At 63.7% G+C, this 12972-nt stretch carries 12 protein-coding genes and 1 tRNA gene; 4 read left to right on the forward strand and 9 right to left on the reverse strand.

Annotated elements, in window-relative coordinates; translation table 11 throughout:
- Positions 1-105 precede the first annotated feature (105 nt).
- Together ACWGTO_RS02405 and ACWGTO_RS02410 are read right to left on the reverse strand one after the other, a co-directional pair.
- Positions 106-624, reverse strand: coding sequence for a disulfide bond formation protein B (locus tag ACWGTO_RS02405; protein ID WP_454573260.1), 519 nt, complete (start codon positions 622-624; stop codon positions 106-108).
- A 62-nt stretch (positions 625-686) separates the two neighbouring features.
- On the reverse strand, positions 687-1271 hold the full coding sequence (locus ACWGTO_RS02410; protein WP_454573261.1) for a YqaA family protein: 585 nt from the start codon (positions 1269-1271) through the stop codon (positions 687-689).
- A 205-nt stretch (positions 1272-1476) separates the two neighbouring features.
- Between ACWGTO_RS02410 and ACWGTO_RS02415 the strand changes: the two genes are divergently transcribed.
- The 3 genes from ACWGTO_RS02415 to ACWGTO_RS02425 all read left to right on the forward strand — a co-directional run bounded on the left by ACWGTO_RS02415 (position 1477) and on the right by ACWGTO_RS02425 (position 3940).
- Positions 1477-1561: transfer RNA gene (locus ACWGTO_RS02415), tRNA-Leu, on the forward strand.
- A gap of 567 nt (positions 1562-2128) precedes the next feature.
- Positions 2129-3046, forward strand: coding sequence for an MBL fold metallo-hydrolase (locus tag ACWGTO_RS02420; protein ID WP_454573262.1), 918 nt, complete (start codon positions 2129-2131; stop codon positions 3044-3046).
- Between the two features lie 141 nt (positions 3047-3187).
- Positions 3188-3940, forward strand: coding sequence for an SDR family oxidoreductase (locus ACWGTO_RS02425; protein WP_454573263.1), 753 nt, complete (start codon positions 3188-3190; stop codon positions 3938-3940).
- Positions 3941-4092: 152 nt separating this feature from the next.
- On the opposite strand, the gene ACWGTO_RS02430 is transcribed toward ACWGTO_RS02425, so the two are convergent.
- The 7 genes from ACWGTO_RS02430 to ACWGTO_RS02460 form a co-directional block, all read right to left on the reverse strand.
- Complete coding sequence (locus ACWGTO_RS02430) at positions 4093-4581, reverse strand: RrF2 family transcriptional regulator (protein ID WP_454573264.1); 489 nt, start codon at positions 4579-4581, stop codon at positions 4093-4095.
- A 122-nt stretch (positions 4582-4703) separates the two neighbouring features.
- Positions 4704-5861 (reverse strand): YVTN family beta-propeller repeat protein, encoded by a 1158-nt coding sequence (locus ACWGTO_RS02435; RefSeq protein WP_454573265.1) that lies wholly within the window; start codon positions 5859-5861, stop codon positions 4704-4706.
- 105 nt (positions 5862-5966) lie between these two features.
- Positions 5967-7247: a GNAT family N-acetyltransferase gene (locus ACWGTO_RS02440; RefSeq protein WP_454573266.1), complete on the reverse strand. Its 1281-nt coding sequence runs from the start codon at positions 7245-7247 to the stop codon at positions 5967-5969.
- Positions 7247-8650: a lipopolysaccharide biosynthesis protein gene (locus ACWGTO_RS02445; RefSeq protein WP_454573267.1), complete on the reverse strand. Its 1404-nt coding sequence runs from the start codon at positions 8648-8650 to the stop codon at positions 7247-7249. The genes ACWGTO_RS02440 and ACWGTO_RS02445 overlap by 1 nt, the downstream gene beginning before the upstream one ends.
- 261 nt (positions 8651-8911) lie before the next feature.
- Positions 8912-9412, reverse strand: a complete 501-nt coding sequence (locus ACWGTO_RS02450) for a hypothetical protein (RefSeq protein WP_454573268.1) — start codon at positions 9410-9412, stop codon at positions 8912-8914.
- A 169-nt stretch (positions 9413-9581) separates the two neighbouring features.
- Entirely contained in the window at positions 9582-9881 is a 300-nt protein-coding gene (locus ACWGTO_RS02455; RefSeq protein ID WP_454573269.1) for a hypothetical protein, read from the reverse strand.
- Positions 9859-10131, reverse strand: coding sequence for a DUF4242 domain-containing protein (locus tag ACWGTO_RS02460; RefSeq protein ID WP_454573270.1), 273 nt, complete (start codon positions 10129-10131; stop codon positions 9859-9861). Before ACWGTO_RS02460 ends, ACWGTO_RS02455 begins: the two co-directional genes overlap by 23 nt.
- 240 nt (positions 10132-10371) lie before the next feature.
- On the opposite strand from ACWGTO_RS02460, the gene ACWGTO_RS02465 reads away from it, so the two are divergent.
- Positions 10372-12963: a helix-turn-helix transcriptional regulator gene (locus ACWGTO_RS02465; RefSeq protein WP_454573271.1), complete on the forward strand. Its 2592-nt coding sequence runs from the start codon at positions 10372-10374 to the stop codon at positions 12961-12963.
- Positions 12964-12972: the final 9 nt, after the last annotated feature.

The raw sequence follows: 12972 nt of genomic DNA on the forward strand, positions 1-12972 counted from the left end.
CTCACGTACTTGCGTACGCTCCGCTTCGGTTCTCGACAATCACTCCATACGACTCAGCCTGCCAAATTCTTTAGAACGATCTCGCGTCGGCGCTCTTGCGCTCTATCAGTCCTTGGCCAGGGCGCCACGGAAGGCGACGGCGGCGAGGATGAAGCTGGCGATGGCGTTCCAGCCGGCCAGCGACAGGCCGAGGATGCGGAGTGCTGCCTTGTCGCAGGATGGCGGCACGAATTTGTCGAGGGCGTCCAGCACGCCCTTGCCGCCGGTGTCGACCGGGCCGGCGCCGGCGGTGCAGTCAGCCGGGCCTTGCCACCAGGCCCATTCGACGCCCGAGTGATAGACGCCGAGATAAAGTCCATAGAGCATCAGCAGGCCGCCAATGGCCAGCAGGCCGCGCGTCAGCAACGCAGGCGCGCGGAGCATCGAGGCGATCACGGCCAGAAGCATCAGCGGGGCGCCGATGTAATAGGGCGTGCGCTGCTCCAGGCAGAGATGGCAGGGGATGTAACCGCCAATATGCTGGAAGGCGAGCGCGGAGCCGACCGTGGCGGCCATGGCGACGGCGAGAAACAAAGCGGTGCGCGTCCGCTGGCGTCCGGTGTCGGCAGTCATCGTAGCTGTCATGTTTCGTCCGTTGAATTCGCCGTCCGCCGGCATAGTCCTGAACCACCGCCCGCCGTGGGCGGTCAGAAGGCGTATTTGACCACGATATAGAGCAAAATCAGGGCGGCGGCGCCGGCGCCGACGATCAATCCCAAACGCTTCTCGATGAATTCCTTGATCTCTTCGCCATAGCGGCGCAGCAGCCACGCAAGAAGCAAGAAGCGAGCGCCGCGCGCCAGGATGGCCGAGATGATGAAGACAACAAGATTGACGTGAAGGGCGCCTGCCAGAATGGTGACCACTTTCATCGGCGGCAAGTGCGCAGCACCGGATGTGACGAGCAGCACCAGCATCAGCCCGGTGCCGGACGACTGCCACCTCTCGAACGTGTCGAGGCCGCCGAAGTGCTCCAGCATCGGCCGTGCTATCGTGTCGTAGGCATAGTAACCGATGAGCCAGCCGGCAATGCCGCCCAGCACGGACGCAACAGTGGCGGTCAGCGCGTAGCGATAGGCGCGTTCGGGCCGCGCCAACGCCATGGGCAGATACAAGACGTCGGCAGGTATGAAAAACACCGAGCTTTCGACGAAGGCGATGAAGGCCAGCCACCATTCGGCGGATTTGCGGGCCGCAAGCGACAGGGTCCAGTCGTAAAGTCCGCGAAGCATCGGCTCTCCTAATGCATGTCGCCCAGACGCAACGCGCTTTGATGCGAGCCTGTCTAGAAAGATTTTCCGCGCTGCACAATGGCAGGAGCTTCATGAAACCGAAAGGCGGGCTTTTGCCGCAAGCAGGGCACGGCGGCGCATTTGGCCAGTTGACGAACAGGCTTCCAACCGTATAGTCCGCGCCCATCCAGGCCGTCCGGCCTGAGCCCCTATGGCGGAATTGGTAGACGCGCTCGACTCAAAATCGAGTTCCGCAAGGAGTGCTGGTTCGATCCCGGCTAGGGGCACCATATTTTTTTGATGTCTCCCGACAATTTGAATGGCCTTGATATCGTTGCGGTTCGATAGGCCGCGTTCCGTCAGGCAATCAGTCTGCAAACACGAGTTTGAGGACAGCGCAGCGGTCTTCATCCCGCTGGGATTGGAATGGCCTGCAAGGCTGCGAGGAGCCGGACGCGGTTCGACACGTCTCGCCGAAACCTGCCAGGGGCCTGCCGCAGCGGCGCCTGCAGCAAATGACGATACGGGTATTTCGCGCGCTCCGGCCCTAACCCAACGGGCTGTCATAGGTTCCGCAACAGCCGAAGGCCACAAATCCACACGACAGGGATCTTTGTCCAAGGCCTCCTGAGCGGGGAGTTTTTGGCGCGTCATGCCCCATTCCGCCGATCGCGTCGGAAGGGCTTTACTTTTCGGAAATTACGGATATTTTGTATCCATAAGGATATTAGATATCCTTAATTAGATGGAGCCGCGACCAGCACCTGAAACCACGTCCGCATGGGTGGCTGCGAACGGGGTACGAAACATTGCCGGTGGAGCCGGCCTCCGTTCCAAACCGGTCAAAGGAGATAAGCATGAACCTGAACAACGCCCCCCAACCCGGCAGGGCGGTACCCGAAGAGCTGGTTCCGTCGCGCTACGCGGTACGGGTCGGAGATATTGACGTGCTGGTGATCAGCGATGGAGTACTTCCGCTCCCAACCAAAATGCTGGGCCATAACGTGGAAACCGCCGTGCGGGCAGCCTGGCTGGACGAGATGTTCCTGCCGCTGGACGCTTTCGACTGGTCGCTGAACGCGGTCGTGGTGCATAGCGGCGCGCAGACCATACTCATCGACGCCGGGCTGGGGCTGGACCCCAATTTGAACCTGCCGCGGGCCGGGCAGTTGATCAAACGGCTGGAGGCCGCCGGCATCGATATCTCGTCCGTGACCGACGTGATACTGACCCATCTGCACATGGACCACGTTGGCGGGCTGCTCGTCGACGGGGTGAAGGAGCGCCTGCGTCCGGACCTGCGGATCCACGTGGCGGCCGCCGAGGTCAAGTTCTGGGAATCGCCCGATTTCTCCCACGTGGTCATACCGACAGGGTTCCCAGAGGCGCTTCGGGCGACCGCCACCCGGTTCATGAAAGAGTTTCGCAGCCAGCTGCAAACGTTCGATGAGGAGTACGAGGTAGCGCCGGGTGTGGTCGCCACGCGCACCGGCGGCCATACGCCCGGGCACAGCGTGGTCCGGGTGGCATCCCGCGGCGACCGACTGATGTTCGCCGGTGACGCGGTGTTCGCGGTCGGGTTCGAACATCCCGACTGGTACAACGGCTTCGAACACGACCCCGAAGAGGCAGCCCGCGTTCGGGTCCGTCTTCTGACGGAACTGGCGGAGACCGGAGCGTCACTGGTGGCCACCCACCTGCCTTTCCCATCCGTCGGCCGGGTGGCGGTCGACGGCGATGCTTTTCGTTGGGTGCCGGCTTTCTGGGACTACTGACCGCTTGTTGGATTAAGATCGAACCGGCGCGCGGAGGCTTCAAGGCCGCGCCCCGGTCGGCCGTCGGCCACAACCAAACCCTTTGCCCACGGACGTGTCGAACGACGCGCGTCGCACGGGCTGCGAAAACGGAGACAGCTTATGAAAATCGTCATCATCGGCGGAACCGGCCTGATCGGTTCCAAAACCGCCGAACGCCTGCGCAAGCATGGCCATGAAGTGATTGCCGCTTCACCGAACACCGGCGTCAACACCATCACCGGCGAAGGTCTCGCAGAGGCGCTCAAGGGAGCCGAGGTGGTGATCGACCTGGCAAATTCACCGTCTTTCGAGGACAAGGCCGTGCTCGAATTCTTCCAGACGTCGGGCCGAAACCTGCTCGCGGCCGAAAAGCAGGCCGGCGTAAAGCATCACATTGCGCTTTCCATCGTCGGCACCGATCGCCTGCCGGACAGCGGCTATCTGCGAGCCAAGGTGGCTCAGGAAAAGATCGTCCGGGAAGCCGGCATTCCCTACACGATCGTGCGTTCCACGCAGTTCTTTGAATTCCTCGGCGGCATCGCCCAGGAGGGTACGGTCGGCGATACGGCGCGCCTGTCGACGGGCTATCTTCAGCCGATCGCCTCCGATGACGTGGCCGACTTCGTGACGGACGCAGCCCTTGCCGCACCGGTCAACGGCATCATCGAGATCTCTGGGCCCGAGCGCGAGCGACTCTGCGATTTCGCCGCCCGGTATCTCAAGGCGATCGGCGACACACGCACCGTTATTGGCGATCCGGAGGCGCGCTATTTCGGCGCCAAGCTGCAAGACGGTTCCCTGGTCTCAGACAAGAACCCTCGCATTGGCCGCGTCGGCTTCGATCAATGGTTCGCCACAACACCCAGAAGGTGACCCACGTGCACCTGCCGTATTCAACGGCGCGGCGCCCACAACCGAAAGCCTGACAACCACCGTCTCGCTGCCGTCGCTTGCTGTGCGGCGTTGACCGCTTTCATCCCGGCGCCGCCGCATTGAACCGCGCCGTCGGCCGCGACGAAGCGCGCTCATCCCGCCCGGTCCAGGACCCATTCAAAAGTGTCGTTCCATAGGGCAGGAAGCGTTTCCCGCGACAGCGTCTCCACCAGCTCGGCGAGGGTGACGCTGCGCAGTTTCTGGCGCCAGGCTTCGTCGGCCTCTCCCATGATGCGCGCCACTGCGCACGGGCCGCTGTCGCAATGACCCTTCGGGCGGCAGGGGTTGTTGGCGCGGATGTTTGCGCAGATGAAGGTCTGCGCTTTGCCTTCCACGGCCTCCACGATGTCGAGGAAAGTTAATTTGGCCGGCGGTCTTGCGAGGCGGTAGCCGCCGGACGGACCCAGCGTCGAATGAACAAGCCCGGCCTGAGACAGAGACTGCAATGCCTTGGAAAGATATTCCTTCGGAAGCCCGTGCAATTCCGCCAATGCCTTGGTCGACAGATAGCGCCCCTCCGGCAGGCCGGCGAGGATGGCGCAGCAATGCAATGCCCACTCGACTTGGCTCTTTAGAATCATAAATCCGTTCCGAAAGTGGGAAGTCAATACATAATACGGATATTAAATATCCCTATTTTGATCGCCTGTAAACGCGGGGTAAAATCCTCCCGCTTCCAAGAGCCGTCGAGGTGGCGCGACGCCTACCGCATATTTCCCGTATGGCCCTGCGAATACCGTCCTGGCTGCGGCCAGACCGTCAGGCCGTGCGGCTCGGCGCCGACCCGGAATTTGGTGACCGCTCCTGATGTCGTGTCGATCATGTAGGCGGCACTGTCGAAGCGGCCGGACAGCCATAATTGTTTGCCGTCGGCGCTGACATTGCCCATGTCGGGGCTGCCGCCGCCGGGGATCGGCCAAAGCGCTACGACGGCGCGGGTGGCGAAGTCGATCACCGTCACGCTGCCCGGCCCCTTTGCCTTGCCCTGCTCCATCTTGTGCGAGCCGCGATTCGACACATAGAGCCGCTTGCCGTCGCGGCTGACGACAAAGCCATGAGCCCCGATGCCCGTCGGGATGAAACCGATTTCCTTGAAACTGTCGCCGTCGACGAGGAAGACGCCGTCATTCATCATGTCGGCGACATAGAACAGCTTGCCGTCGGGCGAGAGGCGGATGTCCTGCGGCATGCCCATTTTCGAGAAGTCGAGATGGCCGAGAACCTTCTGGTTCTTCAGGTCGATCTTGGCCAGGCCGCCATTGCCGTATTCGCAGGTGAAGATCGCGTAGGAACCGTCGACCGAGAAATCGGCGTGGTTGATGCCGGCGCAGGTCGGCGTCGGCAGGCTCCATTTCAGAGCCATGGTGTGTGGGTCGCGGAAATCGAGCCGCTCCAGGGCTTCGTCGACGACGATGGCCGCGCTGCCATCCGGCATGAAGTACAAATTGTAGGGATCGTCCACCGCGATCTGCGGGCCGGGCTTGCCGGTCATCGGGTCGATCGGCGTCAGGCTGCCATTCTTGCCGGTGCCATTGTTGGCGACCCAGAGCGTCTTCATATCCCAGGATGGCACGACGTGCTGCGGTTTGCTGCCGACTGGAAACCTGTCGACTTCCTTCAGCGTCATGGTGTCGATTACCGTGACGCTGTTGGAGGAGCGGTTCGGCACATAGACGCGCGGCAGTGCGCCCAGCGTGGCCGGGCCGAGATGGTCGGCGGCGGTGTGGCTGTAGATGTTGATGGGCGGCGCGGGCTCGCTGCAATCCTCGGGACAGCTATCGGCCCAGGCTCGAGCGGGCAGCAGCGCAAGCAGGAGGACGGCCGCACAGGGACCGGCGTGACGCAAAAAGGTTTTGATCATTGGATGCTTGTCGTGAAGGTCGGCAGAAATTGCCGCCGCGACCCATAGCTTGGGTTTTGCCATTGATCCAGCGGCTTTTCTCAAGGCTCTCGCGGGGTGCACGGCCTAGCGCCGTCTCAGCAAACTCTTCATGCGGTTGCGCAGGATGCGCGCCATGTTGCGGGTCTCGCGGTAGAGATGCAGCTGCGAGGCGGCCTGGCGGGCGAGGCGGTCGGCATCCGGCGTCAGCCCGATCACCAGCGATCCCATCGGCTTGCGCTCGCTCCATAGCCGGCTCATCACCGGATGGTCGGGCACTGCGCAGGAATCGGTCATCATGATATTGGGGTCGTCGAGATGCTGCTTGGTCACCTCGATCATCAGCAGCGTGCCCGGCGAATAGATCGCCAGCGTCTCGTCATAGGCGGTCTTCCAGGTGTAGGCGACGCCAGCCTCGACGAAGACGACCAGGCAGGCGATGGTGCGACCGTCCAGGGTCAGCGAATGGATGCGGCACAGATCGTGTTCGGCCAGCCGGTGCACGGCCTCGCGGGCGAAGGCGGCGCGGTAGCGGTCGATGGCCATGGCGGTGCGCTCGCGGCCCTTCCAGCCGGCGGCCTCCAGCGTCAAAAAACTTTCGATGGCGTGGCGGATCTCGTCCGGTCCGCGCGCCACGACATGTTCCAGTTTGCCGAGATCGCCCAGGCGTCGCTTCAGGCGGCGGAATTCGCGATGGTGATGCGCGCGCAGCGATGCCTTCAGATAGGCTTCGCCGTCGGCCTCACTTTCGAGCACCGGCCGGTCCGCCTTGCCGGTGGTGACCATTGTCAGGCCGCGTGTCTCGGCAACGGTGGCAAGCACGCTGGCCAACGGGCCGTCGAGCCTTATGTCGGGCAGCACGAAGACTTTCGGCAGCTTCAGGTGCGGCCGCGACAGCATGCCGAAGAAATCCTCGACGACGCCGATAGGGTCGTCATGGTCGACCAGCGGCGTGCCTATCGGGCCGAACGGGCTCGACCATGTGCGCATAACCGGAACGCCGAGCGGCACGGCCGGCCGTTCGACCGAGAACGGCACCAGCAGCCGCAGCCGGTTGCGGTATTCGTCACCGTCGCGGATCACCGCCAGCCGCACCTCGCGGTCTTCCAGCCGCGGCATGGCCGGCGCCAGGAAGCGCGGGTTGAAGAACACGTTCGGTTCGATCGTGCGGGTGCAGAGAAAGTCGAGTTCCTCGACCAGGTCGAAGCCAGCCGAGGCCGGATAGACCGCGAGCTTGCGCTGCGGCCGGTTGTTGGCGAGGATTTCGAGATGCGCCGGATCGGCATCACGCGCCAGGCCGGCAAGGCCCGACACCATGGCGCCGGCAGTACCGCCGCTGGTTTCCTCGATCAACGGGATGGCAGCCATCAGGCGGCTCCCTTGGCTGCGGGAACGAAGATCAGCATGACGATACCAAGCTTGCGCCAGACGGTGAAGGACAGAGCGCTGGCCTCGAAGACCATGGCAAGGCTGGTGGCGATCGCAGCCCCCCACAGGCCGAAGAGCGGGATCAGCACTATGTTGAGGCCGATGTTGAAGGCCAGCGTCATGGCATAGACGGCGGCACAGATGTTCTGGTTGCCGCTCATCGTCAAAAGGCTTTCGCAAGGGCCGACGGCAGCGCGCGCCACGACGCCGAACACCAGCAGGAACAGCAGCGGATAGCCGGCGGTGAATTCGGGGCCGAACAGCACCAGCATGGGCTCGCCGAGCAGCAGCACCAGCAGCGCCATCAGCAGCGACGGCCAGAAGGTCCATGACACCGTCTCGCGGGCGAAGGCGGCGAGCTTTTCCGGTTCGCCGTGGGTGAACTGCGCATAGCGCTGGGCAACGCCGGCCTTGACCGAGAAGTAGACGAAATGCACCAGCGCCAGCGTCTTGACGGTGGCGAAATAGACGGCGACGTCGTTGGGCTGGAGATAGGCGCCGACCATCAGCACATCGGCATTGGTGAGCAGGAAGAAGAAGCTTTCGACCAGGAAGATCGGCAGTGAGACGATGAACCAATTGCCGAAATGCACCTTCATCGGCCCGGCCGGGATACTCTTGCCCATGCGCGAGGTGACGCCGATGAGCTGGGCGAGCGTGGTGGCGTAGGTGGCGGCGATCGAGGCGAAGATCGCCGTCCTGGCATCGGGCGCATAGCCCAGCGCCAGCATCAGCGCCATCAGCGCCAGGATCAGCACCGGCCGCACGAGATAGGTCGGCGACAGCGCAAACAGCGCCCAGGAATTGGCGCGCGACTGGCCTTGCAGCAGGTCGCCCATGGCAATCATCGGCAGGCAGAACAGGCCGAGGATGAAGGGGATGACATAGTAGCTCTCGATCCAGTCCGAGCACAGCCAGACCCCCAGTGCGCCCAAGCCGGCGATTGCGGTTGAGGCAATCAGCACGAACAGGCGGCTGGCGACGACGATGCCGCGCAGTTCGGACAGCATGTTGCGTTCGCGGTATTCGGGGATGAAGCGGATGACCGAGGTATGGAAGCCGAGGCAGGCCAGGTTGCCGACGATGACCATCGTCACCCAGACGAGGACGAAGATGCCGTATTCGAACGAGCCCATCCAGCGCGCCATCAGCACCTGGCTGATGAAGGCGATGACGGCGCTGACGATGCGGATGGCAAAGGCGATCAGCGACATGCGCCCGGCTTCGCCGCGCTCGTCGGCGGTGAACAGCACCGCATCGATGCGGCCAAGCAGCGGCCCCATGCGCAGCGCCAAGCGCTGCGGCAAGAACCGCCCGGCCGTCGTCGCCGCGGAAAAGCGCACCCCGATGTCTCTCCGTTTTCCGCCTCGTTTCAAGGTTTTCGGTGTATCCGAAACACCTTAAGAAAGGGTGGGGGGCGGGTGCGCCAATCAGCCAAGGACAGTCGCATGTGCAAAGTCCGTCGCTCGCGCGCCGGTGCGAAACAAAAGGCGAGCGAACGCCGGGGAAGACTGGGGAGCCGGTCGGCGTTGCGCTCGCCCCTCCCCCCGCCAAGGGGGAAGGCCAGGCACCGGGGTTTGTCCGGTGCCCGAGGTACCGGAGTGCTACATCCCCTTCATCGCGTCGCACGACACGTTGGGGTTCATGTCGGCGAAGGCGCCGGTCGGGTTCTGTTTCCAGGCCCAGACATGCAATTCGTAGAATGGGCCGAGGCCGTAGCGGTTGGGGGCGCTGTTGAAGTTGAACAGCTGGCCTTCGAGCGAGGCCGGCCCCTTCGAGGTGATGTATTCGACCGCTATCAGCTTGAGGCTGCCGTCGGCCATCGGCTCGTACATCACCGCCTCGGGCTTGGCGACATCGACGGCATCGTCCTTGAGATAGGCGCCGTTGACATAGTGGATGCCCATGGCGCCGCCGGTGATGCCGCTGGCGCAAGGGATCGGGGCGTAGCCTTCGGCTGTGGCGGCTGCCACATTCTCGAAGCGGCTGTTGGCGGCGCGCACCTTTTCGTCCAGCGGATTGGCGTCGCGCGCCTGGGCGGTGCCGGCCGCGATCGAGATGGCGGCCAGGGCCGCGAAGCGTGTCGTCCAAAGAGTTATGGTCATGGTGTTTCGTCCGTTTTGTTGACGCTTGAGGCGACGGCGGCCGATCGGGCCTGCCGAAACGCCAGCGGCGTTGGGTTGGCGGGACGGGCTTGTTCGTCCCGGTTCATGTGATGGCTATGCGGCGCCGGTTGCCGGACTTCTGGCTGTGGCCGCTAAAAATCGTGCAAAATCAACGATCCCAAAAGTAATATTGCCAATATTCCTGCGGCACTTCCCGCTCCGCCAGCCCGATGTCGTGCCTCAGATAGTCGCCTTCCGGGGGCAGGCGCCGCCTTTCAGACAGATGCGCAGGCAGCTTCGTCGCGAACTGCCATAGACGGCCGAGCAGGGAGTGGCCGGTCTTTCCCAGGACAGGCTCGGTTCCACCGACCGGCAGGCAATCAGGCAGTTCGCCATGGCCGCGAAGGGCAGTTTGATGCTCATCATTGTAGCGATCGAGCGTGTGATCAGAGGTAAAAGTAAGGGTCAAGAACCCGCACCTCCGTGATCCTGTCGACCGGCAGCGAGCTTTTCTGGGCGGTGCTGCGGATCGCTTCGGGCGAGGGCGCTTCGTAAATGCAGAAGCTGCGCTTCTTGTCAGGGGTGACAAAGGACTGGATCCAGGTGACGCCTTTTTCGGCATTGCGCATGACGACGCCGCCCACCGCGGTGGCGCCGATGTCGGTCATCGGTATGTTGAGGCCGTCCGGAAATGTCCGTTCAATCAGATAGCGAGGCATGGAAGGCTTCCTTTTCCATTGATTCACGCTCGATCGGAGCGCGGCTGGACGTTGACCACGCCGTGCCGGCCCGCGCATCGGAACGATTCCCCATATTTGGCGGGACGATTCCCTATGTTGGCGTCGTTCTTTGTGGAGAGAGTCACGGCAATGTGTGCGAAGTCACATTGCGCCGCTCTCTTCCCGGGCTATCGTGAGCGGCCCGCCATGGTGGGAAAACTCCGATCATACGAGACGATGATGATGATGCTTCTGGAACGGCAGACGCAGCTGCAGCAGCTGGAGAGCCTGCTTGGCGATGCAATCGGCGGCCATGGCCGCGTTGCGGTGCTGGCGGGGGAGGCGGGCGCCGGCAAGACAGCGCTTGTCGAGGCATTCGCGGCCCGTGTCGGGCACAGCGCGGCGACGTTGCGAAGCGCTTGCGAGGATTTGTCGATTCCCGACCCGCTGGGACCTCTCTACGACCTGGCCCGTGAGGCGCAATGGGCGCTGCCGCGCGCAATCGACGCCCGGCATGGACAGAGATTGCCGCTGTTTTCCGATGCGCTCGACGCCTTCGCGGCGAAAGGACCGAGCCTGCTGGTGATCGAAGACCTGCATTGGGCCGACGATGCGACGCTCGATTTCGTGCGCTTCCTCGGCCGGCGTATCGCCAACACCCAGATTCTGCTCCTGGTGACCGCGCGCACCGACCGCAGCGAGGCGCAGGTCAGGGTCCGCCGCGCGCTGGGCGAAATCCCGGCAGGCAGCGTGGCGCGTATCGACGTGCCGCTGCTCAGCGAGGCGGCCGTGCTGTCGCTGGCCGATGCGGCCGGCCGCAACGGCGACGCCATCTACCGGGCGACCGCCGGCAATGCCTTCTTCGTCACCGAACTGCTGTCAGCCGAAAATGAAACGGCGTTGCCGGCAAGCGTGCGCGACGCCGTGCTGGCGCGTGCAGAGCGGCTGTCGCCAGGGGCCCGCGCAATGCTCGACGCGGTGTCGGTGTTTCCACGCCGGGCCGACGCCTGGGCCCTGCAGGGCCTGTGTGGCGTGGCCAGCGCCGGCCAGCTTGCCGAGTGCGTCGCCAACGGACTGCTCGACGATCTGGGCGACAGCTACGCCTTCCGCCACGACATTGCGCGGCGCGCCATCGAAATGATGCTGACAACCTCGCACAGACGGCAGTTCAACCAGCGCGCTTTGGCTGCGCTGCTCGAAAATGGCGACGTTTCCACCGGCCGCCTGGTCCATCATGCGGTCGAGGCGAACAATCTGGAGGCAGTGCGTGCACTCGCACCGATTGCCGCGCGCGAGGCCTCGCGTGTCGGCGCCCATCGCGACGCCGCCGGATACTATGAGGTCGCGCTACGGCATGTCGACTGCCAGCGGGCGGAAGACTGCGCGTCGCTCAACGAGAGTTATGCGTTCGAGTGCCATCTTATCGGGCGGATCGACGAGGCGATTCAGGCGCAGACCCATGCGCGCAATCTGCATCAGGCGAACGGAAACGGGGCGAAGGAAGGCGACAGCCTGCGGTGGCTGTCGCGCCTTGCTTATCTCGCCGGCGACCGAGGCGCCGCCGACAGATTTGGCGAAGATGCGGTCGCGCTGCTGGAAACCGTGCCTGCCGGCCCTGAATTGGCCATGGCCTATTCCAATCTGTCGCAACTGGCGATGCTGGCCGAGAGGCCGGACAAGGCGCTGAAGCTTGGCGAGAAGGCCGTCAGCCTGGCCGAGCGCATGAACAGGGCCGACATCGTCTGCCATGCGCTCAACAATGTCGGCGCAGCCGGGCAATGGCTGAATTTTGCCAAGGGGCGTGCGGATCTCGCCCGCAGCCTGGAAATCGCGCTGGAGCAGAACCTTCAGGAGCATGCGGCGCGCGCCTTCACCAACAGCGCCTGCACCGAGATGAACCAGCTCGGCTTCAGCCAGGCGAAGGCCTTTCTGGAACGCGGCATCGATTACTGCGTCGACAATGATCTCGTGACCTGGCGCGACTATATGCGCGGCGTAAAGGCGCAGCTGTTGCTGCGCCAAGGCCATTGGGAAGACGCTGCCAGCGAGGCGCTTGACGTGCTTTCCAGTGGCCAGACTGCGATGCTGGTTCGCTATCCCGCCGTGGTGGCGCTGGCGAAATTGCGGATGCGGCGTGGCGATCCGTCAGCCGAGCCGCTATTTGCCGAAATGATGCTGTTCCTGGAAAAAGGCACGGAGCTGCAGCGGCTGATGCCTTATGCGGCACTCATGGCTGAGCAGGCATGGCTTGGCCAGGGCGACAGGGACGCGGCCTTGCTGCTGATCGATCGTGCCGAAGCCATGGCGCCGACAAGGGCGGTTTTCGCCGAGCTGGCCGCATGGCGGCGAATGCTGGCTCCAGACCAGGATCCGGGCGACATATCAGGCATGGCCGAGCCCTACCGCCTGCTGCTGGCCGGCGACTGGCAGGCGGCCGCTGCACTCTGGGACGAATTGCAAGCGCCATACGAACGCGCGCTTGTGCTCACCCAGGGCGACGAGGAGGCGCAGCGCACGGCGCTGGAGATTTTCGAGAGGCTCGGAGCCAGGCCGGTCGCCCAGCATGTGCGTGAAACGATGCGTCGCAGCGGCGTCAACAACATTGCCCGTGGCCCACGCCGCTCGACGCGCGCCAACCTGGCCGGCCTCACCTTGCGCCAGATGCAAGTGCTGCAGCTGATCGAACGCGGCCTCTCCAACAAGCGGATCGCCGAGCAATTGACGATTTCGCCGAAGACGGTCGATCACCACGTCTCGGCGGTGCTGGGCAAACTGGATGCGGTGTCGCGCGGCGAAGCGACTGCCGCGGCGCGCGATTCGGGATTGTTGTGAGGGTTGTTT

The organism is Mesorhizobium sp. PL10 (assembly GCF_053714315.1).